This is a genomic window from Sodalis sp. RH24 (assembly GCF_047324145.1).
Lineage (GTDB): Bacteria > Pseudomonadota > Gammaproteobacteria > Enterobacterales > Enterobacteriaceae > Acerihabitans.
Genome location: NZ_CP178729.1, coordinates 2338060 through 2364586, shown reverse-complemented (window position 1 = coordinate 2364586; position 26527 = coordinate 2338060). Strand labels below are relative to the sequence as shown.

General features: G+C 54.9%; 24 protein-coding genes, 4 tRNA genes and 2 pseudogenes. 25 read left to right on the top strand and 5 right to left on the bottom strand.

The genetic code is table 11. The features are described 5' to 3' along the window. Nucleotides 1–126 precede the first annotated feature (126 nt). From ftsB to rpoS, 8 genes are all read left to right on the top strand, one after another. Nucleotides 127–444: a cell division protein FtsB gene (gene ftsB / locus ACL2XG_RS10925; RefSeq protein ID WP_331122399.1), complete on the top strand. Its 318-nt coding sequence runs from the start codon at nucleotides 127–129 to the stop codon at nucleotides 442–444. Further along, nucleotides 444–1169, top strand: a complete 726-nt coding sequence (ispD, locus tag ACL2XG_RS10920; protein WP_413722175.1) for a 2-C-methyl-D-erythritol 4-phosphate cytidylyltransferase — start codon at nucleotides 444–446, stop codon at nucleotides 1167–1169. The genes ftsB and ispD overlap by 1 nt, the downstream gene beginning before the upstream one ends. Before the next feature lie 30 nt (nucleotides 1170–1199). Then, the gene (gene ispF / locus ACL2XG_RS10915) at nucleotides 1200–1676 is read left to right on the top strand and encodes a 2-C-methyl-D-erythritol 2,4-cyclodiphosphate synthase (RefSeq protein WP_410016612.1); all 477 of its coding nucleotides are present in this window, start codon (nucleotides 1200–1202) and stop codon (nucleotides 1674–1676) included. After that, nucleotides 1673–2722, top strand: coding sequence for a tRNA pseudouridine(13) synthase TruD (gene truD / locus ACL2XG_RS10910; protein ID WP_413722176.1), 1050 nt, complete (start codon nucleotides 1673–1675; stop codon nucleotides 2720–2722). Before ispF ends, truD begins: the two co-directional genes overlap by 4 nt. A 205-nt stretch (nucleotides 2723–2927) precedes the next feature. Further along, a complete protein-coding gene (gene surE, locus ACL2XG_RS10905) occupies nucleotides 2928–3698 on the top strand; it encodes a 5'/3'-nucleotidase SurE (RefSeq protein WP_410016331.1) in 771 nt (256 codons plus the stop codon). After that, nucleotides 3692–4318, top strand: coding sequence for a protein-L-isoaspartate(D-aspartate) O-methyltransferase (locus ACL2XG_RS10900; protein ID WP_410016330.1), 627 nt, complete (start codon nucleotides 3692–3694; stop codon nucleotides 4316–4318). The genes surE and ACL2XG_RS10900 overlap by 7 nt, the downstream gene beginning before the upstream one ends. A 243-nt stretch (nucleotides 4319–4561) precedes the next feature. Continuing rightward, the gene (gene nlpD, locus ACL2XG_RS10895) at nucleotides 4562–5758 is read left to right on the top strand and encodes a murein hydrolase activator NlpD (RefSeq protein WP_413723548.1); all 1197 of its coding nucleotides are present in this window, start codon (nucleotides 4562–4564) and stop codon (nucleotides 5756–5758) included. A 54-nt stretch (nucleotides 5759–5812) separates the two neighbouring features. Further along, a complete protein-coding gene (gene rpoS, locus ACL2XG_RS10890) occupies nucleotides 5813–6802 on the top strand; it encodes an RNA polymerase sigma factor RpoS (RefSeq protein ID WP_410016329.1) in 990 nt (329 codons plus the stop codon). Between the two features lie 83 nt (nucleotides 6803–6885). On the opposite strand, the gene mutS is transcribed toward rpoS, so the two are convergent. Beyond that, nucleotides 6886–9450, bottom strand: coding sequence for a DNA mismatch repair protein MutS (gene mutS, locus ACL2XG_RS10885; protein WP_413722177.1), 2565 nt, complete (start codon nucleotides 9448–9450; stop codon nucleotides 6886–6888). A 113-nt stretch (nucleotides 9451–9563) separates the two neighbouring features. On the opposite strand from mutS, the pseudogene ACL2XG_RS10880 reads away from it, so the two are divergent. The 4 genes and pseudogenes from ACL2XG_RS10880 to ACL2XG_RS10865 all read left to right on the top strand — a co-directional run. Beyond that, a pseudogene (locus ACL2XG_RS10880) lies at nucleotides 9564–9725 on the top strand (integrase); the annotation flags it as partial. 2 nt (nucleotides 9726–9727) lie between these two features. Continuing rightward, nucleotides 9728–10899, top strand: a protein-coding gene (locus ACL2XG_RS10875; RefSeq protein WP_413723549.1) for an IS3 family transposase whose coding sequence is annotated in 2 segments (ribosomal slippage) — nucleotides 9728–10007 and nucleotides 10007–10899 — 1173 coding nt in all. Because the reading frame shifts where the segments join, the coding sequence is not laid out codon by codon here. A gap of 75 nt (nucleotides 10900–10974) precedes the next feature. Then, nucleotides 10975–11334 (top strand): hypothetical protein, encoded by a 360-nt coding sequence (locus tag ACL2XG_RS10870; RefSeq protein WP_413722178.1) that lies wholly within the window; start codon nucleotides 10975–10977, stop codon nucleotides 11332–11334. A 2-nt stretch (nucleotides 11335–11336) separates the two neighbouring features. Beyond that, a complete protein-coding gene (locus ACL2XG_RS10865; protein WP_413722179.1) occupies nucleotides 11337–11687 on the top strand; it encodes a hypothetical protein in 351 nt (116 codons plus the stop codon). A gap of 66 nt (nucleotides 11688–11753) precedes the next feature. Here ACL2XG_RS10865 and ACL2XG_RS10860 read toward each other — a convergent pair. Both ACL2XG_RS10860 and ACL2XG_RS10855 read right to left on the bottom strand, forming a co-directional pair. Further along, nucleotides 11754–12396 (bottom strand): annotated as a pseudogene (locus tag ACL2XG_RS10860) (transposase); the annotation flags it as partial. A 459-nt stretch (nucleotides 12397–12855) separates the two neighbouring features. Then, nucleotides 12856–13344: a MarR family winged helix-turn-helix transcriptional regulator gene (locus ACL2XG_RS10855; RefSeq protein ID WP_413722180.1), complete on the bottom strand. Its 489-nt coding sequence runs from the start codon at nucleotides 13342–13344 to the stop codon at nucleotides 12856–12858. Between the two features lie 147 nt (nucleotides 13345–13491). Here ACL2XG_RS10855 and ACL2XG_RS10850 point away from each other — a divergent pair, with 147 nt between their 5' ends. The 4 genes from ACL2XG_RS10850 to ACL2XG_RS10835 all read left to right on the top strand — a co-directional run bounded on the left by ACL2XG_RS10850 (nucleotide 13492) and on the right by ACL2XG_RS10835 (nucleotide 18583). Continuing rightward, the gene (locus tag ACL2XG_RS10850) at nucleotides 13492–14250 is read left to right on the top strand and encodes an alpha/beta hydrolase (protein ID WP_410016326.1); all 759 of its coding nucleotides are present in this window, start codon (nucleotides 13492–13494) and stop codon (nucleotides 14248–14250) included. A gap of 230 nt (nucleotides 14251–14480) precedes the next feature. After that, nucleotides 14481–14822 (top strand): zinc ribbon domain-containing protein YjdM, encoded by a 342-nt coding sequence (locus tag ACL2XG_RS10845; protein WP_410016325.1) that lies wholly within the window; start codon nucleotides 14481–14483, stop codon nucleotides 14820–14822. A 550-nt stretch (nucleotides 14823–15372) separates the two neighbouring features. Continuing rightward, a complete protein-coding gene (locus ACL2XG_RS10840) occupies nucleotides 15373–16749 on the top strand; it encodes a hypothetical protein (RefSeq protein WP_413722181.1) in 1377 nt (458 codons plus the stop codon). Nucleotides 16750–17569: 820 nt separating this feature from the next. Next, nucleotides 17570–18583, top strand: coding sequence for a hypothetical protein (locus ACL2XG_RS10835; protein WP_413722182.1), 1014 nt, complete (start codon nucleotides 17570–17572; stop codon nucleotides 18581–18583). 70 nt (nucleotides 18584–18653) lie between these two features. Here the strand turns inward: ACL2XG_RS10835 and ACL2XG_RS10830 are convergent, their stop codons facing one another. Together ACL2XG_RS10830 and ACL2XG_RS10825 are read right to left on the bottom strand one after the other, a co-directional pair. Next, a complete protein-coding gene (locus ACL2XG_RS10830; RefSeq protein WP_410016322.1) occupies nucleotides 18654–19313 on the bottom strand; it encodes an amino acid ABC transporter permease in 660 nt (219 codons plus the stop codon). Nucleotides 19314–19339: 26 nt separating this feature from the next. Then, nucleotides 19340–20110, bottom strand: coding sequence for an amino acid ABC transporter substrate-binding protein (locus tag ACL2XG_RS10825; RefSeq protein ID WP_413722183.1), 771 nt, complete (start codon nucleotides 20108–20110; stop codon nucleotides 19340–19342). 288 nt (nucleotides 20111–20398) lie between these two features. On the opposite strand from ACL2XG_RS10825, the gene pncC reads away from it, so the two are divergent. The 9 genes from pncC to ACL2XG_RS10780 all read left to right on the top strand — a co-directional run bounded on the left by pncC (nucleotide 20399) and on the right by ACL2XG_RS10780 (nucleotide 26518). Continuing rightward, nucleotides 20399–20887, top strand: coding sequence for a nicotinamide-nucleotide amidase (gene pncC, locus ACL2XG_RS10820; RefSeq protein WP_413722184.1), 489 nt, complete (start codon nucleotides 20399–20401; stop codon nucleotides 20885–20887). A gap of 109 nt (nucleotides 20888–20996) precedes the next feature. Further along, nucleotides 20997–22067: a recombinase RecA gene (gene recA / locus ACL2XG_RS10815; protein ID WP_410016319.1), complete on the top strand. Its 1071-nt coding sequence runs from the start codon at nucleotides 20997–20999 to the stop codon at nucleotides 22065–22067. 51 nt (nucleotides 22068–22118) lie between these two features. Beyond that, nucleotides 22119–22610 (top strand): regulatory protein RecX, encoded by a 492-nt coding sequence (locus ACL2XG_RS10810; protein WP_410016318.1) that lies wholly within the window; start codon nucleotides 22119–22121, stop codon nucleotides 22608–22610. A gap of 142 nt (nucleotides 22611–22752) precedes the next feature. Beyond that, entirely contained in the window at nucleotides 22753–25380 is a 2628-nt protein-coding gene (alaS, locus tag ACL2XG_RS10805; protein WP_413722185.1) for an alanine--tRNA ligase, read from the top strand. Between the two features lie 250 nt (nucleotides 25381–25630). Further along, nucleotides 25631–25816, top strand: a complete 186-nt coding sequence (gene csrA / locus ACL2XG_RS10800; RefSeq protein ID WP_132926210.1) for a carbon storage regulator CsrA — start codon at nucleotides 25631–25633, stop codon at nucleotides 25814–25816. A 275-nt stretch (nucleotides 25817–26091) separates the two neighbouring features. Continuing rightward, nucleotides 26092–26184, top strand: a tRNA-Ser gene (locus ACL2XG_RS10795). 12 nt (nucleotides 26185–26196) lie between these two features. Then, nucleotides 26197–26273, top strand: a tRNA-Arg gene (locus ACL2XG_RS10790). Between the two features lie 49 nt (nucleotides 26274–26322). Beyond that, nucleotides 26323–26399 (top strand) — tRNA-Arg (locus tag ACL2XG_RS10785). Nucleotides 26400–26441: 42 nt separating this feature from the next. Beyond that, nucleotides 26442–26518, top strand: a tRNA-Arg gene (locus ACL2XG_RS10780). The last annotated feature ends 9 nt before the right edge of the window (nucleotides 26519–26527 follow it).

The window sequence follows — 26527 nt, the reverse complement described above, 5'->3', positions numbered from 1 at the left end:
CGTAAAAAAGCATTGGAAATGCGCGTAAAAAAGCAGCTTCAGCGTCTTTTCCCCGTCATTTTGGCGCCCGGTGTGGAGTCCTGGCCCAAGTTATGGGATGATTGGGCTGTCTTTTAGGGGGCGGGGATGGGAAAACTTACGCTGTTATTACTGGTATTGCTTGGCTGGCTGCAATATTCCTTGTGGCTGGGTAAAAATGGCGTGCACGATTTAGTCCGGGTCGAGGACGACGTGTCGGTCCAACAGGCCGGTAATGCAAAGCTTAAAGCGCGCAACGATCAATTATTCGCGGAAATCGATGATCTCAACGATGGACAAGAAGCCATTGAGGAACGATCACGCAATGAACTCGGCATGATTAAGCCGGGAGAGAGTTTCTATCGCCTGGTGCCGGATCAGTCTAAACGTCGGACGGCGGCGCCTGCTTCACAAGACAATCAATAATGACCACGTCGGCCGGGGCATTCCCCGCAACCATTGCTATTCTGCCGGCCGCCGGCATCGGCAGCCGCATGGGCACGGATTGTCCCAAGCAATACCTCGCCATTGGTGGTAAAACCCTGCTGGAGCATGCCATCGACGCGCTGCTGCGCCAGTCCTGCGTGCGCCATGTTATTGTCGCCATCAGTGCGGATGACCCTTATTTCGCCTCCCTGCCCATCGGCCGCGACGCGCGCGTCAGTCATGTTATCGGCGGGCGGGAGCGCGCCGATTCAGTGATGGCGGGCCTGCGCGCGGCGCGCGGGCGGGCGGGCGACGAAAAATGGGTACTGGTGCATGACGCCGCGCGTCCCTGCCTGCATCAGGACGACCTGGCCCGCCTGCTGGCGATCACCGCCCATACCGCCATCGGCGGCATCCTGGCGACGCCGGTGCGCGATACCATGAAGCGGGCCGGCGGCGATGCCATCGACCATACGGTGGATCGCAACCATCTCTGGCATGCCATGACCCCCCAACTTTTCCCCCTGGCCCTGCTGGAATCCTGCCTGGCCCGGGCGCTGGCGGACGGCGCGCGCGTTACCGACGAAGCCTCGGCGCTGGAGCACTGCGGCTACCGGCCGCTGCTGGTGGCGGGCCGCGCGGATAATATTAAAGTCACCTGCCCGGAGGATTTAGCCCTGGCAGCATTCTATTTGACCCAATTGCAAAACAGCGCCATTGCATAAGCATAATAATAAGGAGAGCCGGTGAAACGTATCCGTATCGGTCATGGTTTTGATGTCCACAAGTTCGGCGGCGAAGGCCCGTTGATTATCGGCGGCGTGCGTATTCCCTACACCCAGGGACTGCTCGCCCACTCCGACGGCGACGTGGCGCTGCATGCGGTGACCGACGCGCTGCTCGGCGCCGCCGCGCTCGGCGATATCGGCAAGCTGTTTCCGGATACCGATGCGGCTTACAAGGGCGCGGACAGCCGCGCGCTGCTGCGCGAAGCCTGGCGGCGCATACGGGAAAAAGGCTACCTCTTGGGCAATATCGATATCACCATTATCGCCCAGGCGCCGAAGATGGCCCCGCATATTCCGCAAATGCGGATTCATCTGGCGGAAGATCTGGCGTGCCATATGGATGATGTCAACGTCAAGGCCACCACCACCGAACAGTTGGGTTTTACCGGGCGCGGCGAAGGCATCGCCTGCGAGGCGGTGGCGTTGCTGCTAAAAGACGCATGATCGCCGACCTCAACCCCCTGAATTTATTCTGGCTGCACGGCAAGCCCGAAGCTACCGGTATCATCAAGGCGCAGCCCGCGGATTTCCAGGTGCTGGAAGATCTCGGGTTCGAGCCTGACGGCGCGGGCGAGCACGTGCTGGTACGGTTGCGTAAAAGCGGCGCCAATACGGTATTCGTCGCCGAAGAGCTGGCCAAATTCGCCGCCATCCCCGCCCGGTCGGTAAGTTATGCCGGGCTCAAGGATCGCCATGCGGTGACCGAACAGTGGTTCTGCCTCCATCTGCCGGGCAAGGAAACCCCGGATTTCTCCGCCTTCAGTCTTGAGGGGTGTGAGGTGGTGCGCAGTACGCGCCATGGCCGCAAGCTGCGCATCGGCACATTGAAAGGTAATGCCTTTGACTTGGTATTGCGTGAGATAAGCGATCGGGACGCCGTGGAAGATCGCCTGAATATCATTGCCCGCGAAGGCGTGCCCAACTATTTCGGCAGCCAGCGTTTCGGCCATCAGGGCAACAATCTCGATCGGGCGCTGCGCTGGGCGCGTGGCGAAATCAAGGTCAAGGAACGCGGCAAACGCAGTTTCTACCTCTCAAGCGCCCGCAGCGCGCTGTTCAATCTGGTGGCCAGCCAGCGTCTCGAGCGTCTTGGCCGCCGGCAGGTGCTGGCCGGCGACGCCCTGCAGCTTACCGGCCGGGGCAGTTGGTTTGTCGCCACCGATGAGGATATGCCGGACGCCCCCGCGCGCGTGGCCAGCGGCGAACTGAGCCTGACCGCGCCGCTGCCCGGGGACGGTTTGCCGGGCAGCGAGCGCGAGGCGCTGGCGTTTGAACAGCAGTGCCTGTCCGGCCAACCGGAATTACTCGGATTATTGGCCCGGGAACGGCTGGAACCGGCGCGCCGCGCCCTGATGCTCAGGCCCGCCGATATGCGTTGGCACTGGCGCGACGACGCCACGCTTGCGTTGTCGTTCGCCCTGCCGGCGGGCAGCTTCGCCACCAGCGTTATCCGCGAACTGCTCGACGCGCCGGCGGACGTTGTCCTGTAAACCCCCGTTGCCCGGGGCCATCCCGGCCACGGGTATTTTGCGGACCGGCCGGCACGGCAGACTTCACCGCCGTAGCGTTTCATGCCATTATTACGGTTATTCCCGGCCTGCATCGCTGCCGTTCGTTTTGATGCGCAGGCCGATTTTGCCCAATGGGTGGGCGGCGCGTTAAAAACAATCAATAATTAATAAAGCTAATAATGATATGCGCATACTATTAAGTAATGATGATGGCATTCATGCGCCCGGCATCCAAGCGCTGGCGGCCGCCCTGCGCCAGTCTGCCGATGTGGACAGCGTGCAAATCGTGGCGCCCGATCGCAACCGCAGCGGAGCGTCGAACTCGCTGACCCTCGACCGGCCGCTGCGGGCGCTGAAAGAGGGCAACGGTGATATCGCGGTGCAATCCGGCACGCCCACCGACTGCGTCTATCTCGGCGTCACCGCCCTGATGCGCCCCGGTCCCGATATCGTGGTGTCCGGCATTAACACCGGTCCCAACCTGGGGGACGACGTTATTTATTCCGGCACGGTGGCCGCGGCCATGGAAGGACGGCACCTCGGCTTCCCGGCGCTGGCTATTTCACTGAACGGCGATACCTTTTATGATACCGCCGCGGTCATTGCCTGCAGGCTTATCCGGGCGTTGACCCTTGAGCCGCTGCGTACCGGCAGGATCCTGAACGTCAATGTCCCCGACCTGCCAATGTCTGCCATCAAGGGTATCAAGGTCACCCGTTGCGGCAGCCGGCATCCCGCCGCCCATGCCATCCGGCAGCTGGACCCGCGCGGCCGTGAAATATTCTGGATCGGCCCGCCCGGTGAAACGTTCGACAAAGGGCCCGATACTGATTTTGCCGCCATTGAGCAGGGGTATGTTTCCATTACGCCATTGCAGGTGGATTTAACCGCCTATTCCGCTCAATCGGTACTCACGTCGTGGTTGGCCAATGCGGAGGTCAGTTGGACATGGTAAACCGTCGCACCCAGGCCCTGCTCGAACAGCTTCGCCAGCAGGGAATAAGAGATGAACGGCTGTTGCAAGCCATCGAATCGGTACCGCGCGAGCGATTTATCGACGAAGCTTTCGAACATAAGGCATACGACAATACCGCCTTGCCCATCGGCTCGGGCCAGACCATTTCCCAACCCTATATCGTGGCGCGCATGACGGAGCTGCTCAGGCTCCAGCCGACATCGCGCGTGCTGGAAATCGGCACCGGCTCCGGCTACCAGACGGCGATTCTCGCGCACCTGGTGCAGCATGTCTGTTCGGTCGAGCGCATCAAGAAACTGCAGTGGCAGGCCAAACGCCGCCTGAAGCAGCTGGATTTGCATAACGTGTCCACCCGCCATGGCGACGGTTGGCTGGGCTGGCCGTCGCGCGGTCCTTTCGATGCCATTATCGTCACCGCCGCGCCGCCGGAGATACCCTCGGCGCTGATGGCCCAATTGGATGAAGGCGGCATTATGGTATTGCCGGTCGGCGAGGATACGCAGGATTTGACCACCGTCACGCGCCAGGATGGCGAGTTTAGGGTGGAAACCGTCGAAGCGGTGCGTTTTGTACCCCTGATCAGGGGAGAACTGGCATAATCGGCAGCATGTTTTTTACCCCTTCATCACTCCCATACGCCCGCGCGATGCCACCTGATATTTCTATACAACTGTTTTATGGCGCCTTCCCCCGGATGTTGCTAGCATTAACAGCATAAAATTAACTTTTCGGAAATAGCTGAAAATACTCTCATTCATGAAGTAATGAGAGAAAATAGGATGTATAACGATAATGTCTGGCATGTTTGGAACGATGATTGGCTTTGCTGCCATAGGGGAGAGATGAGCATGGGAAGCCCGAAATGCTATTGGCGCCGCGTTGCGGTATGTTCAATGGCAAGTTTATGGTTGGCGGGTTGCGCCAGTGATGAGACAGCGGCACCAATCAGTAGCGTGGGCGGCGATAATAACAGCGGTATGACGACCTCCGCCCCCGTCCAGAGACCACGGCTGCAACAGCAGCAATCGCTGCCGACGCGGCAGCTGCAACCGGTACAGCCGGTACAGCCGGTACAGCCGGTACAGCCAGCCCAGCCGAACGTGGTTGGAAGCGTAAGTGCCGTTAACCAATCGTCTGAAGGTAATATTGTTTATAACCGCAGCTACACCTCTATTCCAAAAGGTTCCTATGGCGGTACTACCTATCAGGTCAAGCGCGGTGATACATTGTTTTATATCGCCTGGATTACCGGGAATGACTATCGTGATTTGGCAAAAAGGAATAATATTCCGGAACCTTATGGATTGAATGTAGGTCAAACCTTACAAGTGGGTAACGGAACGGCACCCCTAACCGGGAGCGGAACCGTGGCAGGCGGCGAAGTAAGCGGCGGAGGCATGCTGGCAAATCATAGCAGCGCTACCGTGGCTTCAGGCGCCACTGTCGCTCCAAATGCCGCTACGAATACGAAAATGATGAGCTCGGGTATTGATTCTCAAGCAAACAATGAGTATTCTGAAAATTCAGGTAAACAGAATGTAGGGAAAATGTTGCCATCTAACGGCGGCAAAATGTTACCCACATCGGGAGCAGTTGTTGCAACAACCGCCCCTGTTACCGCACCCGCTTCAACGTCCGGCACTATGATGTCGGGCGGCAGTACGGCGATAACCGGTTGGCGTTGGCCGACGGACGGAAAGATTATTGATAACTTCTCCGCTGCGGAAGGCGGCAATAAGGGTATCGATATTTCCGGTTCACGCGGACAATCCATCCTGGCCACCTCCGGCGGACGAGTCGTCTATGCCGGTAACGCTTTGCGAGGGTACGGTAATCTGATAATCATCAAACATAATGATGATTACCTGAGCGCCTATGCCCATAACGACACGATGCTGGTACGGGAACAACAAGAAGTGAGCGCCGGGCAGAAAATCGCTACCATGGGTAGCACGGGTACCAGCTCGGTTAGATTGCATTTTGAAATTCGTTACAAGGGGAAATCCGTAAACCCGCTGCGTTATCTCCCGCAGCGATAAATTGGTCGGAATATCCAGATATTCTGTCCTGGGATCACGGGTAGGAGCCATAGAATGAGCGAAAACACGCTGAAAGTAACCGAGTTACATGAAGAAGCCGAATTCGACGAGAACGGAGCCGAAACATTTGACGAGAAAGCGTTAATCGATGAGCCCGCTGATAATGATTTGGCGGAAGAAGAGTTGCTGTCTCAGGCGGCCAGCCAACGTGTGCTGGATGCCACGCAACTCTATTTGGGTGAGATCGGATACTCCCCATTGCTTACAGCTGAAGAAGAAGTGTATTTTGCCCGGCGTGCGCTTCGGGGTGATGTTGCCTCACGACGCCGTATGATTGAAAGCAACCTGCGGCTGGTGGTTAAAATCGCCCGCCGTTATGGCAACCGCGGACTGGCGCTGCTGGATTTGATCGAGGAAGGTAACCTGGGTCTTATCCGCGCGGTAGAGAAATTTGACCCGGAAAGAGGGTTCCGTTTCTCCACATACGCTACCTGGTGGATCCGCCAGACCATTGAACGGGCGATCATGAATCAAACCCGTACCATACGTCTGCCGATCCATATCGTAAAAGAATTGAATGTCTATTTACGCACCGCCAGGGAGTTGTCCCACAAGCTCGACCATGAGCCAAGCGCGGAGGAAATTGCCGAGCAGCTTGATAAACCGGTCGATGACGTCAGCCGTATGCTGCGCCTTAACGAACGTATTACTTCAGTGGATACTCCGCTCGGCGGGGATTCTGAAAAAGCCCTGTTGGACATTTTGTCCGATGACAAAGACAGCGGGCCGGAAGATACCACGCAAGACGATGATATGAAGCAAAGTATCGTTAAGTGGTTATTTGAACTGAACGCCAAGCAGCGTGAAGTGCTGGCCCGGCGTTTTGGTTTGTTAGGGTATGAAGCCGCCACGCTTGAGGATGTAGGCCGTGAGATCGGATTGACGCGTGAACGCGTCCGCCAGATCCAGGTTGAAGGTCTGCGCCGCCTGCGTGAAATCCTGCAAGGGCAGGGGCTGAACCTTGAGGCTCTGTTCCGGGAATAACCGCCCGGAAATAAAAAACGGTGAAGGGTAAACCTTCACCGTTTTTTTTTGTTTTATGGTAACCCCTGCGGATCGCGGTGGACCTAAAGCATTCCCTTCAGGCGATAAATCCACTCCAGCGCCGCCCTGGGCGTCAGCGTATCCGGATCAATCCCCTCAAGCGCGGCAACCGCCGGCGGCGTTTCTTCCTCCACCGGCGCCAGCAGCGACAGCTGCGAACCGTCCACCTTGCTGGCCGTGGCGCTGGTGGACAGGTTTTCCAGTTCCTTCAGTTTTTGCCGCGCCCGTTTAATCACCTCGCGCGGCACTCCGGCCAGCGCCGCCACCGACAGTCCATAGCTCTTGCTGGCGGCGCCATCCTGCACGGTATGCATAAAAGCAATGGTCTCGCCTTGTTCAAGCGCGTCCAGGTGGACATTCACCACCCCCTCCATCTTTTCCGGCAGGGTGGTCAGTTCAAAATAGTGGGTGGCGAACAAGGTCATGGCTTTAATCCGCCCGGCCAGGCTCTCAGCGCAGGCCCAGGCCAGCGATAAACCGTCGTAGGTGGAGGTGCCGCGGCCGATTTCGTCCATCAGCACCAGGCTTTGCGGCGTGGCGTTGTGCAGGATATTGGCCGTCTCGGTCATCTCCACCATAAAAGTGGATCGTCCGGAGGCCAGATCGTCCGCCGCTCCCACCCGGGTAAAAATACGATCCACCGGTCCTATTACCGCCTGTGCGGCGGGGACAAAGCTACCGATATAAGCCATCAGCACGATCAGCGCATTTTGCCGCATATAGGTGCTTTTGCCGCCCATGTTCGGGCCGGTAATGATCAGCATGCGCCGCTGGGCGGACAGCGCGAGCGGATTGGCGATAAACGGCTCGCTTAACACCCGCTCCACCACCGGGTGGCGTCCCGCCGAAATTCGGATCCCCGGCTGGTCGGTAAGCGTCGGACACACATAATTCAGCGTTTCGGCCCGTTCGGCCAGGTTGCTGAGCACGTCCAGCTCGGACAGCGCCGCCGCGCATTGCTGCAAGGGGCCGAGATGGGGCAATAGCAGATCAAATAACTGATCATAGAGCGCCTTTTCCAACGCCAGCGCTTTACCTTTGGAGGTCAGCACCTTGTCCTCGTACTCTTTGAGTTCCGGAATAATATAGCGTTCGGCGTTTTTCAGCGTCTGGCGGCGGACATAGTGCATCGGCGCCTGATGGCTTTGTCCCCGGCTGAGCTGGATATAATAGCCGTGCACAGCGTTAAAGCCGACTTTCAGGGTCTCAAGGCCGGTTTTTTCGCGCTCGCGGATTTCCAGGCGGTCGAGATAATCGGTGGCGCCGTCGGCCAGCGCCCGCCATTCATCCAGTTCCTCATGATAACCCGGCGCAATCACGCCGCCGTCGCGCACCAGCACCGGCGGCGCATCGACTACCGCCCGCTCGAGCAAGGTCCTTAATTCGTCAAACAGCCCCACCTGCGCGAGCAGATGGCGAATGTGCTCCGTCGGCTGCGGCGCCAGCAACGCATGGATAGCCGGAAACTGCTGGAAGGCATGGCGCATGCGCGCCAGATCGCGCGGGCGTGCCGAGCGCAGCGCCAGGCGCGCCAGGATACGCTCCAGGTCCCCAACCTGACGCAGCAGCGGCTGCAGCTCGGCGCAGGTCTCCTGCAGGCTGCTGATGGCCTGCTGGCGATGGGTCAGTACGGCGGTATCGCGGGTAGGCATATGCAGCCAGCGTTTCAGCATCCGGCTGCCCATCGCCGTCACGGTATGATCCAGTATTTCCGCCAGGGTATTGTCAAACCCGCCGCTAAGGTTTTGCGTTAACTCCAGATTGCGGCGCGTGGCGGCGTCCATCATGATGCCGTCCTGCTGGCGTTCAAGCGTGATGGCGCGGATATGGGGCAGCGAGGTGCGCTGGGTGTCCTTGACATACTGCAGCAGGCAGCCGGCGGCGCGCAGCGCGGCGCTGGCGCGCTCGATGCCGAAGCCATGCAAATCCCGGGTGCCGAACTGCAGATTAAGCTGCTGGCGGGCGGTATCGAGCTCAAACTCCCAGATCGGCCGGCGGCGCAGTCCACGGCGATGCTCAATCAGCCCCATTTCCTGCAATGTCTCGGGAAACAGCAGTTCAGCGGGGTTGGTGCGCTGCAATTCAGCGGCCATGGCCTCGCGATCGGCCGGTTCGCACACCAGAAAACGCCCGGAGCTGAGATCAAGGGTGGCATAACCGAACCCGGACGCTTCCTGCCACACGGCCGCCAGCAGATTATCCTGGCGTTCGTTTAACAGCGCTTCATCGCTCAGGGTTCCCGGCGTGACGATGCGCACCACCCTCCGCTCCACGGGGCCTTTGGTGGTGGCCGGATCGCCGATTTGCTCGCAAATGGCCACCGACTCGCCCAGCTGTACCAGCTTGGCCAGGTAGGTCTCCACCGCATGGTAAGGCACCCCGGCCATGGGGATCGGTTCGCCGGCGGATTGGCCGCGCCGGGTCAGCGAAATATCCATCAGCTGCGAGGCGCGCCGGGCGTCGTCAAAGAACAGCTCGTAGAAATCGCCCATCCGATAAAACAGCAAGATGTCAGGATGCTGCGCCTTGAGGCGCAGGTACTGCTGCATCATTGGGGTGTGTGCGTCGAAATTCTCTAGTGTACTCATCAGTTTATGATGTCCATTTTATTAAATTTTAAAGAGTTAGTGATATTTGTTGTTCTCATTGAGTTTCACTTTGTCTCATTGGATCTCATGAAATCCTACATTTCGTTTCATAAATGCGTAGGGAGCATGATAACGGAGTCTTTAGGGCAGGAAAACAAGAGGCAAAGCCACTGTCGTTTAAAGCGATAGAAATGATGAAGCCAGGTGACAAAGATAAAGCTGATATTGGCGAAAATCGTGGTTTACGTGTCTCCTGTGGTGCAACCGGGGTTAAGTGATCCTACCCAGATTTGACGGACATGCTGTTAAAAATAAGCTGCGCAATCAATACACGCCCGAGTTTCGCGAGCAAGCGTTGGCACTGGCCGACACCGTCGGCGTGGCTCAAGGTGCCCGAGAACTTAATCTCTATGAATCACAACTTTATACGTGGCGTTCTAAAACCCGCCGGCAGAACAACAACGGTGAGCGGGAACAACAGCAACTCGCCGTGATCGCCCGCCTTAAGCGCCAACTCGCCGAGAAAGATGAGGAATTGGCTATATTCCAAAAGGCGACCATATACTTCGCCAATCGCCTGAAATGAAGTATGTGTTTATGGAAAATCATCAGGCAATATTTAGGGTAAAAAGCATGGCGCGTGTGTTGCATGCTTCTCGCAGTGGTTTCTATGCTTGGCTGGCTCGTCAAAGAGTACCGTCATCTCGCCAGCAGGCCAGGCAAACCCGCGATACCCGAGTCCTTGCTGCATTTAATCAAGCCAAACAGCGTTATGGCGCACCGAGACTCACCCTGGACTTACGCGAAGCCGGTTTTGGCTGGAATCGCAAAACAGTGGCGGACAGTCTACGTCGCCAGGGGCTGAAGGCGCGTGCAGCACGGCGTTTTAAAGCCACGACGAATAGCAATCAGAGTCTGCCGGTGGCCCCCCACCTGTTGAATCAATGCCTTAACGCTGACATTCCGAATCAGAAATGGGTGGGTGACATTACGTACTTGTGGACAGAAGAAGGTTGGTTATATCTTTCTGTTATTATAGATCTTTATTCGCGCGCGGTAGTGGGTTGGTCCATGTCTGAACGGATGACGGCAAAACTGGCCTGCGATGCAATGAAAATGGCGTTACAGAGAAGAAAAAAACCTCGTGGTATCATTGTCCACACTGACAGAGGCAGCCAGCATTGTTCCCGAGATTACAGTAATATCTTAAAAGACAATAAGTTAAAGCCAAGTATGAGCGCTAAAGGTTGTTGTTATGATAATGCCTGCGCTGAAAGCTTTTTCCATAGCCTGAAGGTTGAGCTAAGCCATGGAGAATATTTTGCCAGCAGACAGGAAATAAAAGACGCGGTGTTCAGTTACATTGAAATTGACTATAACCGCTACCGTCGGCACAGTGCCAATGGTAGGCTAAGCCCGGAACAATATGAACGAAAGAATCTCGCTTAGGGCTGTGTCCGTTATTGCTGGGTAGGATCAGAATTACTGGAACTCATTTTTGCGACAAGCACATAAGGAATTGTCATGCTCAAGAAACTCGCGGTTATCGTCTGCATGTTTAGCTTAACGGGTTGTGTGGTCGCCGATATGGATTCCAGCAATTATACAAGCGTCCCTTATGTGCAGATCTTTCAGAAAAAAGGGCAGCACGGTCATACCGATCGTGCGCAGCGAACTCGGGATCTTCATGCCTGTGGCGTGCCTGAAAACGAAAACCCTGACTCGCCTCGCTGGCAACGTGTTGGCGTCGCGCCGGGGCAAACCGTGGATCAGGCATTAGCCCGAGCGCATAAACTTGAACAATGTATGCGCGATAAAGGGTATGACACGCTTGAATTTTCAGAGTGCGGTCCGCTAAAGGCCCCGACAGGAAAATGTAATTAACCATGCTGAATAAAGCCGTACTGTTTTTCTGCACTCTGCTCACTGGTTGCGTGGTCGCCGATATGGATTCCAGCAATTACACCTATTTCCCGTATGCACATACCATTCAGAAACCGGGCCAGCTCGGGCATACAGACGTTGCGCAGCGTACACGGGATCTCTACAGCTGCGGGCTGGATAAAAATATTGCGCCGGATTATTTTAGCCGGAATTATGTTCATCCTGGAGAAAGTCTTGAGCAGCATAAAAATCGTATCGGGAAAATAGAAAGTTGTATGCAGAGAAAAGGTTACATATTGCTTGACTACGGTGAATGCGGTCCGCTGAAAGCCCCGACAGGAAAATGTAATTAACGCTTCGTCTCTATTGATCGCGCTTTTCTGGCCCAACTCCACCGTTGGGCCAGATTATCAGCCTATCGCCTTCGTGAGGATATCCCGTTCCAGCTGTAACCGCTGTACTTGCTGTTTAAGCTGAGTAATTTCATCGAACAGAGCATCGCGCGTATCCTCAGGCGAAGCCACGTTACGTTTGCGCATGGATTGATATGCCTCGTCACCAAGCATTTCATCCTTCCATTTGTACAATACCTGCCGGCTGACGCCAAGCTTCTGTGCGATGACCCGCGCCGGGATGCGGCGCATGCACAGGTCCCTGACCGCCTGCCGCCTCTGTTCGGGCTCAAAAGTAATGTTATGCTTTTTGGTACTCGTGATCATCCGGAGCCTGCCGGGATGCAACTCGTCAATCCGGCGCACCAGAAGCTCACTGCAAGGGTATCCCAGTGTCCTGCAAGTAAAGGGTATCCCAGTGTCCTGCAAGTAAATGCTAAACAACAAGCGTGGGTCAGATAGTGCTCTACAGCAGCCTGTTTTTGCTCGGTCGTATAGCGGGACACCCGCCACTTTTTCCAGTTAATTCTCCTGAGAATTCCCATGCACGAACCCAGCGAATAAGGTTTTTACGAAACGGATACCCCAGCTCGCGAACAACCGGCGACGCTTTTCTGCCATATTTGACATAGAGTTCAACAGCACGGATACGCTCTTCGAACGAATACATGGACTACCTCCAAAGCAGTCCAAGTTTTCGTCCGCACTCCCGGTGGTCATAATTACATCGGTAGCGACACATAGAAATCCCCTCTGTATTCAGATTAGGATAAAATTCTACTTAGGCATGCACTGGTTTTTCGGGGGGATTACCATGGTTGTTCTCATGAATTATCACTCTATCGCAAGGACAATCGCTACATCTTACATTCAGGTCCAGCGCCCATGATAACGGAGTCTCCATGGCAGGGAAACCAGCGGGAATGCCCTATCGTCAAAACCGGCAACGTCCCGCACGTCACCCGACCGTGGTGTGCATCCAGCCCGGTGAGTTGCGACAGCGTCGCCGGCAGGGGCGCTGTGCCGCCGCCGGGCTGAAACCGAAAAATAGCCCAGGTAAATAGCCCGTGCTTTAAGCGACGGCGTCCCAGGGAGGCGATGGCACCCCCTACGCCGGATAGCGCGCCGTTCAGGCCGGTTTTTTCGCGCCGTGCCGGCTGACGATATTTTCCCGCAGCCTATTAATTTCCTGATTGAGCCTCTGCAACTGGGCAAGCTCCATATCGGCGTTGCAAAACAGCGCCTCGGACAGGCACGATGACGGCTCTTCCAGCCGTTGTCCTTTGTCGGTGATGGAGATCATGACCTGCCGCTCGTCCTCGGGATTGCGCACGCGTTCGATAAATCCCTCCGTTTCCAGCCGTTTTAGCAGCGGCGTCAGCGTACTGGTTTCCAGCCCCAGCGCGTCGCCAATGCTGCCGATGGATTGTTTGCCCTGTTCCCACAAGACATTCAGCACCAGATACTGCGGATAGGTCACGCCCATGGCGTCAAGCATCGGTTTATAAAGCCGCTTGATGGCGATGGAGGTGGAGTAAATGGCATAGCAAAGCTGCTCCGCCAGACGGGGACGATGTACCACGGCATGCTCCTTAAGCACCAGTCTGAACAGTATCATACCACCGTTAATCGCTTATTAGCTATCGCGATAACAAATAGCTTGACATCAAAGGGTGTGCTGCTAATGTTAATAGCATATTACTTATCGCGATAATTGTTATTGAGATAATTAATATCCACACCAACTATCAACGAGGAAAACTTTATGCTGAAGAAAACGCTGACACGTCTGGCCGCCGTCATGGCATTGTCTTTCGCCACCCTGGGCACCGCGCTGGCAAGTCCCGTTAAAAATATTGTCCTGGTCCATGGCGCTTTTGCCGATGGTTCCGGTTGGCAAGAGGTGACCCGCATCCTGGACAAGGCCGGCTATCATGTTGCCATTGTGCAGGAGCCGCAAACGTCTTTGGCCGACGACGTCGCGGCCACCCGCCGGATTCTCGGCCAGCAACAGGGCAAATCGCTGCTGGTCGGGCACAGCTATGGCGGCTTTATTATCAGCGAAGCCGGCCAGGATCCTTCCGTTGCCGGCCTGGTGTACATTGCCGCTTTACAGCCTGAAAAAGGGGAAACGCTCGCCGGTCTGTCAGGCAAAATCCCTCCGGCCACGAAAGGCATCGCCGAAACCGCCGACCATTTCCTCTACCTGAAACCCGAACTTTATCACGCCGATTTCGCAGCCGATCTGCCGGTGGGCCAGGCCAGCTTTATGGCACGCTCCCAGGTCATGCCCGCCGCCGCTATTTTCACCACGCCTGCGGCGGAACCGGCCTGGAAAACCAAACCCAGCTGGGCGTTGGTCGCGACGCAGGACCGGGCCATTAATCCGGATCTGGAGCGGTTCATGGCCAAACGCGCGCAAAGCCATGTCGTTGAAGTCAAGGCCAGCCATGCGGTCTTCGCCTCACAGCCGCGGCAGGTCGCGGCGCTGATTGAGAAGGCCGCGCAAAGCCTGTCCGAGTAACGCCGGCCGATAACGTCACCGCAAATCCAAGCCATTATCCCGGCGGTAAACGGGAAATGGCTTCAACCCCACTGAGTGAAATGCCAAGGCAACACGGATAACCACCGTCGCCATCCGCCAGGCCATGCTGTTCTCCGGCCCGGTAAACAAGGTAGAATCCCCGCGTGCCGTCATGGTGACGGCTCATCAGCAAGAGTTTGTCTCGTTATTGTTCTTATTAAGGAGTTAAAGTGAATCAATTACCCCATTGCCCCCAATGCGGATCCGCCTTCACCTGGCAGGACGCGGAGCACTACAACTGTCCGGAATGCGGGCATGAATGGTCGGCAACGGCGGATGCGACTGCCGCCGGGGAAGGGTTGATCGTTAAGGATGCCAACGGCAACCTGCTGGCGGACGGCGACACGGTTACCGTTATAAAAGATTTAAAGGTGAAAGGCAGCGCCTCGTCGCTGAAAATCGGCACAAAAGTAAAAGGCATTCGACTGGTTGAAGGCGATCATAATATTGATTGCAAAATCGACGGCTTCGGTGCGATGAAGCTGAAATCGGAATTTGTCAAAAAAAGCTGAATGGCAACCGGCGGTTATCCCTGGTTTGCGCCAGTATCAGGGATGGACGGGACCTTGATGGTAAACGAGACGATACCTGGGCGGCGGCTCGGGTTGTTGCCCGTGCCCTCACATCGCGGGTAAAAATCGCCTGCATGTCCCCTGTGCAGTGCATGCTCTATCTTAAGATTAATTATTATTTATTTTAAATTACATTCATACCAACTGAAATATATATCTCTGTTCAGGTACATAAGTTATTTCAAGGCAAAAAAGTTTAATTGCATGACAAAAATTAAATCCCACGCCATGATACGCATCGCCCAGACGGGCATGGCCGATATATAATTTCAGGATCTGCCTTTTGCGGACATGATATGTGGAATAAAATAGTATGTTACCTTGCTATCAGATAAATACAGCAGGTTATGGCGCACTGCCTATAAAAGAAGACACGGATGAGGATAAGGTTGATAGCCGGTTTCAGGACAATTCCCATGCGTCACATGCGCTAGAACAATCCCTAAAGTTACAGCAAGACCTCGCCGGTATAGAGGTTGCCACCGAACCATTGATAAAACATGCAACCAGTATTTGCCGCCAGCTGGATGCATTGGCGGGCGATTTATTAGCGACGCTGAAGGCCGATGAATTACCGGACGCGGAACGTATGCTGGATAGCGTAACGACTCTGCTTGAAAAGGGAGGAGACATTACGTTATCCACCTGCCCGGGCACGGCGGAGCATCAACTGGCGCTGCATCTTCGCCATGAGCTGCGTCAGCATCCCGGGGCGACGTTTTATGACCGCGGGCGTGTAATGATTGATTTTATCGGCGCCGTCATGAGCAATGATTATACCATTGTGACCGGTACCGGTGCGCGCCGCATCGCTAATGTTATTACCGTGGCGACGCGCACCGGCACTATTGTTGCTTTTACTACCCTGCTGCGGCAAATGGTCGGTTTTGCTGTGGAAAAGAATTTCTTCTTGCTGGGCGCGACAGCCTCGTTACCGCCACGCCTGGTCGCGGGCATTGTCTCGATGTTGTTGGGACCCGCGCTTAACCTGGCCGGCGCGGTGCGTGATGAAAGGAACGGCACCGCCACCGTCGTCTCGCGCGCCTCCCGCATTGCCATGGGATTATTAAGCTCCGGCGCGCTGATGCTGGTGGCAAGCCACCGGCCAGGTTTTACTCTTGGAACGCTGATGGGATCCGTGGGGGCGCAGACGCTGACCTATACCTTGATGCGGGATCTGCTTCAACTGTTTTTTCCCTTGCACGATAATGGCGGTCTGAATGCCGGCGGCCTTATCTGTTCCAGCCTGTTTTACGGCCTGGCGCAGGGGGGGCTGGGCGTCGCCATGACGGGGCTCGCACCGCATTCGGGCGCCGGCTATGTCATGGATGAAGCCGAACGGATCACCAAACAGATGATGGATTGGGCTTCCGCCGCCAGTGCGGCCGCGGTGGTTATACAGCCGAATATTGTCCATGACCTCCTGCGCGGCGCGTTGAATGCCCTAACCGAGGTATTTGACGATCTGCAGCGCCCGGCGCTGATGCGCTGGTTCGCCGCTACGCCGGCAACGCCACTGCTTCGTCGTCGCACCGGCCATTCTTGCGCCCCCAATACACCGACGTCGCGCCGGGAAGGGGTACGCGTCGGGCTAAGCCGGCCGCGCATCGGCAACGGCCACTGGCCGACCGCCGGGCAGGCCGCAGAACAATTTCTCACCACCAATGCCATGCGTACCTCCTTCTTTACCGCAGTGACCAGCATCGCCCTGACGGCGGCCTCGGTATTGGGTACCACCCGTTTGACCAATACCGATCAGCTTTTGGTGGTCAATACGCTTATCGCCGCCGTGGTGATGGTGGGCTATCCGGCTTTTATCGCGGCCCATGATAAACCACAGGCAACACCTGTCGCCGCGAAGGTGTGAGCAAGGCTAATGTGTTCTTTTGAAAGACGTCGATGTCTGCCCATCCGCTGGCACAGGCCAATCGGCTTTCTCCCGCTGTTGCGACGCGCTGGCTTTCAGCGACGATAGCGCTAATGGTTAAAAAAAAAGCATAAATCTTAACAGTTATAACGTCTCTGCCGGTACAGGACGGGCTGCTATGGTAAATGAACAGTCCGTTCCCCTTCGACCTGGCGCCGCTTGGTTAAAATACTATAATTTTTTTCAATAAACTGATATTAAAAGACTTAATGTAAGTTACTTGCATAGCCATTTGATTAAATTTATTCATCATTTTTTTGATGGAAAAGTTTGAATGGTCCGTTTATGGTTATCTGACAACCTCCGGAAAATAATGACCGGCCCTATTTTTTGATATTCACTGTCCGCTGGAGAATGCCATGGGGTAATATTAATACAGATACAGGCATCCAGCTTGATGCGGCGCGCTGATTAGCCACAAAAGCAAGTTGCATTAATTGATACACCATAATATGTCGCAGCAGCGTGAGAGGCAATCATCCCTGGATTTTTTTGCCAGTCACACCTGTGCCATCGGATAATATCGATCGCGGAAATGTGATGTGAACAGACGTTTTGCCGCCCGGTGGAGTCGATATGCCCATGGCGAAAGTAGTGCGAGTAAAAATTGATGCGCCCTTTGTTATATATTTTCTGATTTGGCAAAATACGCATTTGACAGGCACGCGAAGACTATAATACAACCTATAAATATTGTTGATTTATCATCAGAAAGGGATGATCGGTCATGGCTATTTATTAACTGTTGCTGGGGTGGGGCATGGACGGATCATTGATTTTCTGTCAAGACGCTATTTTGAGATTTCGTTCGGATTATGATGATTTGACGGCTATCCCATTGTTGTCTTTACAGTCGTGCCTGGAGGAAAATGATCCCTTTTTCTTGCTAAAATTTTTTCGTCATCCGGTTATCATTGAGCAAGATACCACTTTATCCCATATGATGCTGGCTATTGAGCCTTGGGCGATAATGTTAGGCATCTATCTTGATATAGACGTTATGGCCTATATTGATGAAGTGAGAAAACCCTCCCAGGCGCAATCCATATTTGACTGGATCGGCCTGCAAAAAGTGACATCGATTCATCGCGCTTATCAGCACCAGGACAGTAAGCCCGGTGACGTTTTTCCAACCTATTCAAACCGCGAACGCATTCCAACCAAGCGGTTTGATATTGAAGTCAACTACAGCGCCAATGGTTATAAAAATAATGATAAAGAACATTATAGTATCAGCGGCGATATCCATACCATCAAAAACGTACCTGTGGTGGTAAGCGACAGACAAGTCTTGGCCAGCTATGGTTATGAAAATGACAATCTCATGAATCGGGAATATGCAGGAGTGTCGGTTAATAATAAAATAAGATATATCCAGGGAGAAATGAATTTTTGTTTTTATGAGGTGATGGAAGCATTATTCAGTGATGGACTATTCTATTCATCCCCGCAGGCCGCAAATGCTAATCTGGCGATGATAAAAAAAATGGCGGAAATGCTGGACAGTAACGAACCCGATGGCCTGGAAGAACATGCCGATGAGAATTCAGATAATACTGACAACGTCTATACCGATAAAAAAATAGCCATCTCTATTGCGGAAGGCGTGCTGGATCCGCTGATCGACCATATCGAAGCAGAAAAAATGTATTGGCGCTACATAAAATCATTGTGTGATTCCAATAGCGAGCGGCCGGTAAGAATCGGCCGTATTGAGGAAGCCAGATTGCCGGAATATCGCTTTTCCAACTTTATCATGGAGGATGTCGATTGAGGCTATCGCGGCGTTGCGTATTCCAGCTTAAAAATATTGACGCCAGTGACGGCGTCAATACACAACAACTTTATTCGTAACGTCGGAAATAGACTTCCAGCCTGGCCTGTAGTTTGCTGAGCACGGTGCTGAACATGAGGTAAATAAATGCTGCCTCAATATACAGTATCAGGGGTTCATAAGTGACGGACACGATACGCTGCGCCGCCAGGAACATTTCCGGCACGGTGATCACCGCCGCCAATGAAGTATCCTTGATCAGCGAAATAAAGGAGTTGGCCAGCGGCGGCAGCGACACAAATACCGACTGCGGCAAGATTACGCGGCGCATGGCCTGGTTGCTGCTCATGCCGATGGCGTAGGCCGCTTCCCATTGTACCTTGGGGACCGACAGTATGGCGCCGCGGATAATTTCCGAGCTATAGGCGCCGACGCTGAGGATAAACCCTATCAGCGCAGCCGGAAAAGCGTCCAGGGTGATGCCGGCGCTGGGCAAACCATAAAAAATCAGGAATAACTGCACCAACAGCGGCGTACCGCGTATCACCCAGACATAAAAGTCCATTATCCCTTTTAGCGGCTGCGGACCGTACAGGCGGATCAGCGCCACCACGAAACCCACCGCCAGCCCGCCGATAAAGGAAAGTATCGCCAGCGGCAAGGTAAACATGACTCCAGCGGCGAACAATCGCCAGAAGGAGTCCAACATCAGTTGTAGCCACGGCGGCATCTGCTAGAACTCCTGCTGCAAAAACATTATTGAGAAATGTCCTGACCGAAGTAACGAATGGCGATGGTTTTATAGGTGCCGTCCGCTTTGACTTCATCCAGCGCGGTATTCAGCGCTTTCACCAGATCGGGCTGATTTTTGCGGATCAGGATGCCTGAAGGGGCGTTGGCGTCCTGGGTGGCGACGATTTTCAGCGGCGCGTCCGGTTTGTGTTTTTTGAAGTCCAGGAAGGACAGGTTATCGTTAAGCGTTGCGGTCGCGCGGCGGCTCAATACCAAATCCAGCGACTGGTTAAAACCGTCGGTGGGCACCAGCTCGGCACCGTACTTGGTGGCCACCTGGGAATAATTACTGGTCAGGCTTTGGGCGGCTTTCTGGCCTTTGAGGTCGTCGAAACTCTTGATGGTCGTATTGTCGTCACGCACGATCAGCACGACTTTCGAGTCGATGTAGGGCTTGGAAAAATCATATTTCGCCTGGCGTTCAGGCGTAATGCCCACCTGGTTTATCACGGCGTCATAACGCTTGGCGTCCAGGCCGGCGATCAGGCCGTCCCAGCGTCCTTCGATAAACTTCGCCTTAACGCCGAGTTTCGCGGCGACCGCCCGGCCGAGATCAACGTCAAATCCCACCAGCTTATCGCTGCTATCATGGTAGGTATAAGGCGCGTAGGTACCTTCGGTGCCGAAGGTGATGGTGCCGGCGGCTTTAATCGCCGCGAGGCCGTCTTCCGCCTGCGCCTGTACTGCGGTGACAAGCAGCGAACCGACTAAAAGTGCTAATGTCGTTTTTTTCATCGTTATTCCTGAAGTGACAAGGTTAAGGGCGCGCAACGCGCGCATGCCTGAAGATGTCGGGAATGCTAATCCACTTTGGATCTTCCAATAAATGTTATTAAGTAATTAGAAAGTACATAAAATTATAACAGATAGTTTAATAAGAACTTTAGTGCATCAATACAGTGGTTACAAGCGAAAAATGCGGCCTCCGTAACCCGGCCGGTTCAGGTTATACTCAATGACAACGATAGCCGCGACGGCGGACCTTTTCCCGTTTGACACCTCTGTTATCAGGATGGGAGTATCATGAACGACAGCGATCTTTTAATGCTCAGCACCCGGATTGGGGCGGCGCTGAAACAGACCGGCAGTGTTATCACCTGCGCCGAGTCCTGCACCGGCGGGTGGGTGGCCAAGGTCCTCACCGACGTCGCCGGCAGTTCAGGCTGGTTCGAGCGCGGGTTTGTCACTTACAGTAACCAGGCCAAATCCGAGATGCTGGGCGTCAAGGTCAGTACCCTCGAACAGCATGGCGCGGTCAGCGATCCGGTGGTATTGGAAATGGCCCGTGGCGCGCTGGCGGCGGCGGGGGCGGATTACGCCGTAGCCATTAGCGGTATCGCGGGGCCGGACGGAGGAACGCTGGAGAAGCCGGTCGGCACCGTGTGGTTTGGTTTTGCCGGCCGGCACCGGACGGTGTTCTCGCAGTTGATGCATTTTGACGGTGATCGGGATGCGGTGCGGCGTCAGGCGGTACATTTCGCGTTAAAAACCGTCATAGACACATTTCTCTGAAAATGTACTTGATACTGTATGATTGTACAGTATAATTAGCATCAGTATCGGCATAGATGTTTGGCGAAAAGAGGGTAGCGATGTCGCTCCCTGCTTGATAGGAGTTGAAATGGCTATTGATGAGAATAAACAAAAGGCGTTAGCAGCAGCGTTAAGCCAGATTGAAAAACAGTTTGGCAAGGGCTCTATCATGCGCCTGGGTGAAGATCGTTCAATGGATGTTGAAACAATCTCCACGGGTTCTCTTTCCCTTGATATTGCACTGGGCGCCGGCGGCTTGCCCATGGGACGCATCGTTGAAATCTATGGGCCGGAATCGTCGGGTAAAACCACCCTGACCCTGCAGGTGATTGCCTCCGCGCAGCGTGAAGGTAAAACCTGCGCGTTTATCGATGCCGAGCACGCCCTTGATCCTATCTACGCAAAAAAACTTGGCGTGGATATCGACAACCTGCTGTGTTCGCAGCCCGACACCGGCGAACAGGCCCTGGAAATCTGCGACGCCCTGACCCGTTCCGGCGCGGTTGACGTTATCATCGTCGACTCCGTGGCGGCGCTGACCCCGAAAGCTGAAATCGAAGGCGAAATCGGCGACTCGCACATGGGGCTGGCGGCACGTATGATGAGCCAGGCCATGCGTAAACTGGCGGGTAACCTGAAAAACGCCAATACGCTGTTGATATTTATCAACCAGATTCGCATGAAGATCGGCGTCATGTTCGGTAACCCGGAAACCACCACCGGCGGTAACGCGCTGAAATTCTACGCTTCGGTACGTCTAGACATACGCCGCATCGGCTCCGTCAAAGAAGGCGAAGTGGTGGTGGGCAGCGAAACACGCGTTAAAGTGGTGAAGAACAAAGTCGCCGCGCCGTTTAAGCAGGCTGAATTCCAAATCCTCTATGGCGAGGGTATCAATATCCGCGGTGAACTGGTGGACTTGGGCGTTAAGCACAAACTCATCGAAAAAGCTGGGGCATGGTATAGCTACAACGGTGAAAAAATCGGTCAGGGCAAGGCCAATGCCTGCGTGTTCCTGAAGGAGCGCCCGGAAATTGCGGCGGAGCTGGATAAAAAACTGCGTGATATGCTGTTAAACAGCCCTGAAACGACCAGTTTTGCCGGCGAAAGCGACGATATTGATGAAAGCGCGGCCCGTGAGAGCAGTGAAGAGGCATAATGCCGCCCGGGCAGGGGACCGGGGGCGGTTTGTCCCCTGGGTCGCCGGCTTATGAGCACATTGCTCGATCGCGCCTTACGTTTGCTCACGCTGCGCGATCACAGCGAAGCGGAGCTGCGTCGTAAACTGGCGACGCAGCCGGCCGCCAGGCAGAGATTCAAAGCAAGAGCGGTCGTTAAGGCAGCGGATGCGCTGGAGATCACAGAAGACGATATTCAGGAAGTTATTGACTATTGCCTGCAAAATGACTGGCTGGACGATGCCCGTTTCGCCCTGCGTTATGTGAACAGTCGCAGCAAAAGAGGCTATGGCGAACAAAAGATCCGCATGGAACTGTTGCAAAAGGGAATAGACAGGGAAATCATAGATAACGCCTTTACCGAAGCACAAATCGATCGGTCGGCGCAGGCGCAGGATGTTGCCTGGAAAAAATTCGGCCAACCGCTTCCCCCCGATCGGGAGGCCCGGGCCAAAGTGCAGCGTTACCTTCTTTCCCGCGGTTTTTCCTACGATGAGATTCGATCAATTTATATAAATTTTTAATTTGATGGCCTGTGGGATTTTACTTCCCCTCCAAGAAAATTTATCTTATTCCCACTTTTGAGTTCGTGAACGCTACTGTAGCGCCCCAATACTGCGCTATTCTGTTTCCGATCCGTTCGTTTAGCTTGATTCCAGGACAACTATGAGCAAGAGCACCGCTGAGATCCGTCAAGCGTTTCTCGATTTTTTCCATAGCAAAGGCCACCAGGTAGTTGCAAGTAGCTCCCTGGTGCCAGATAACGATCCGACATTGCTTTTTACCAATGCCGGCATGAACCAATTCAAGGATGTTTTCCTCGGGCTGGATAAACGCCAATACCGGCGTGCCACCACATCCCAGCGCTGCGTGCGCGCGGGCGGTAAACATAACGACCTGGAAAATGTCGGGTATACCGCGCGCCACCATACCTTTTTTGAGATGCTGGGTAATTTCAGCTTCGGCGACTACTTCAAGCAGGACGCCATCAACTTTGCGTGGGAACTCCTTACCGGCGCCGCCTGGTTCAACCTGCCGAAGGAAAAGCTCTGGGTGACCGTCTATGCCACCGACGACGAGGCCTATAACATTTGGGCGCGGGACGTCGGCGTGCCAGAAGAACGCATTATCCGCATTGGCGACAATAAAGGCGGCGCCTATGCGTCGGATAACTTCTGGCAGATGGGCGATACCGGTCCCTGCGGCCCGTGCTCGGAAATTTTCTACGATCATGGCGATCATATCTGGGGCGGTCCTCCGGGAAGCCCGGAGGAAGACGGCGATCGGTACATTGAAATCTGGAATTTAGTGTTTATGCAGTTTAACCGTCAATCAGACGGTACCATGCTGCCGCTGCCCAAGCCCTCGGTGGATACCGGCATGGGACTGGAGCGCATATCCGCGGTGCTGCAACACGTTAACTCGAATTATGACATCGACCTGTTCCGTACGCTTATCGAGGCGGTGGCGCAGGTGACCGGTTGCGCCGACCTGGGCAGCAAATCGTTACGCGTGATCGCCGACCATATCCGCTCCTGCGCCTTCCTGATTGCTGACGGCGTGGTGCCGTCCAACGAAGGCCGCGGCTATGTCCTGCGGCGCATCATCCGCCGCGCCGTACGGCATGGCAACATGCTGGGCGCCGGGGATGCCTTCTTCCATCGGCTGGTTGCGCCGCTGATTGACGTGATGGGTCCGGCCGCCGCGGAGTTGAAACAGCAGCAGGCAAGGGTTGAGCAGGTGCTGCAAACCGAGGAAGAACAATTCGCCCGTACGCTGGAGCGCGGCCTGGCCTTGCTGGACGAGGAACTGGGCAAGCTTAAGGGCGATACCCTGGACGGTGAAACCGCCTTTCGCCTGTATGATACCTATGGTTTCCCGCTGGACCTGACCGCCGATGTCTGTCGTGAGCGGCAACTGAAGGTGGACGAAGAGGGCTTTGAGCGGGCCATGGATGCGCAGCGCCGCCGCGCCCGCGAGTCCAGCGGTTTCGGCGCCGACTACAACAGCATGCTGCGCGTGGATAAAGCCACCCGGTTCTTCGGTTATGACGAAGCGCAGCATACCGGCACCGTGGTCGCGTTGTTTCGCAACGGTGAGCCGGTGCAGTCCATACGCCAGGGTGACGACGCCGTCGTGGTCCTGGACGAAACGCCGTTTTATGGCGAATCCGGCGGCCAGGTGGGCGACAAGGGCGAGCTTAAGGCCATGCAGGGGCTGTTTACGGTCGACGATACGCAAAAGTATGGCCAGGCGTTTGGGCACGTCGGCCGGCTGGCCATGGGCGAACTCAAGGTCGGGGATGCGGTGAGCGCCAGCGTGGACGAAGCGCGCCGCTCCCGTATTCGCCTTAACCATTCCGCCACCCACTTGTTGCACGCGGCGCTACGGCAGGTGCTGGGCTCCCATGTGGCGCAAAAAGGCTCTCTGGTCAACGATCAATACCTGCGTTTCGATTTCTCCCACTTTGAAGCGATGAAACCCCAGCAGATCCGTGCCGTGGAGGATATCGTCAACCAGCAAATCCGCCGGAACCTGCCCATCGAGACCGAGATCATGGATCTGGAGGCCGCGCGCGGCACCGGGGCCATGGCGCTTTTCGGCGAGAAGTACGACGCTAAGGTACGGGTGCTGCGCATGGGTGATTTCTCCACCGAACTGTGCGGCGGTATCCATGCCAGCCGCACCGGGGATATCGGCCTGTTCCGCATCATCTCCGAATCCGGCACCGCGGCCGGCATCCGCCGCATTGAAGCCGTGACCGGCGAAGGGGCTTTAGCCAGCCTGCATCAGCAAAGCGATTTGATTCATGGCATCGCCCAGTTGGTCAAAGGGGATAACCAAAGCCTGGCGGATAAGGTAAAAGCCCTGATCGAGCGCTCCCGGCAGTTGGAGAAAGAGATCCAGCAGCTCAAAAGCCAGCAGGCGGCGCAGGAAAGTTCGGCGCTGTCCGGCAACGTTAAGCTGGTTAACGGCGTGAAGCTGCTGGTCAGCAAACTGGATAACGTTGAACCCAAGATGCTGCGCACCATGGTGGATGATCTGAAAAACCAGCTGGGGTCGGCGGTGATTGTGCTGGCGACCGTCGCCGATGATAAAGTCAGCCTGATCGCGGGCGTCACCAAAGATTTAACCGACCGCGTTAAGGCCGGCGACCTTATCGGCCAGCTGGCCCAGCAGGTGGGCGGCAAAGGCGGCGGCCGGCCTGATATGGCCCAGGCCGGCGGTACCGACGTCAAGGCGCTGCCCGCGGCATTGGCCGGCGTAGAGGCCTGGCTGGCGACTAAAATCTAAAGCGGATAAGAATACGTTATGATAAACGCCATAGCTTTCTGTTAAGTTATGGCGTTTGGATTCGTATTATCCGCTGAGTCAAAAGTTAGGCGCGAAGCTGGTCATATCGACTAAACTTATACCAGATGTTGAAAGTCGTCAGCCTGCTGGCATTTTATGTCGCTTACATGACTTACGTTTTCACGGTATATGATGGATAATGGCGGGAAACTGAGAGACCCGACTCTTTTAATCTTTCAAGGAGCAAAGAATGCTTATTCTGACTCGTCGAGTTGGTGAAACCCTCATGATTGGCGATGAGGTAACGGTTACGGTTTTAGGAGTCAAGGGCAACCAGGTACGTATCGGTGTCAATGCGCCTAAAGAAGTCTCTGTTCACCGTGAAGAAATATACCAGCGTATCCAGGCTGAAAAATCACAACAGAATCCCTTCTGATCTTTTCAGGCGCCTTGCTTGCGCGGGGCGCTAATCTCTCCTTTCCTGCTGTAAAATCATTTAATTTTTACTGATTATTTCTACATAAAATCTTTACCAACAGCTTGCATTTTCCCGGATAAGGGCGGTGCCGGGCGTTATTGTGCTGTCAATCTGGTCAAGTTGCATGGCTTTTGCGCAAACGCTCGCCAGACGGGAAAAATTGTTTGACTTATCAGGCCGGGAAAGTAATATGTGCGCCACGCAGTGCCGATGAGCTTTAACATCGGCGCGTAGGTGAGGTGGCCGAGAGGCTGAAGGCGCTCCCCTGCTAAGGGAGTATACGGTCAAAAGCTGTATCGAGGGTTCGAATCCCTCCCTCACCGCCATTATTTAAGAATGCATCCATAGCTCAGCTGGATAGAGTACTCGGCTACGAACCGAGCGGTCGGAGGTTCGAATCCTCCTGGATGCACCATTAATTGACCTGTTGCACGGTCAGGAAAAATCAGTTTTGTTACTACAATGCATCCATAGCTCAGCTGGATAGAGTACTCGGCTACGAACCGAGCGGTCGGAGGTTCGAATCCTCCTGGATGCACCATTTTTTATATTTAGACCCTCTGCTTTACGGCTTATCTTATTTGCATCCATAGCTCAGCTGGATAGAGTACTCGGCTACGAACCGAGCGGTCGGAGGTTCGAATCCTCCTGGATGCACCATGTCGGTGC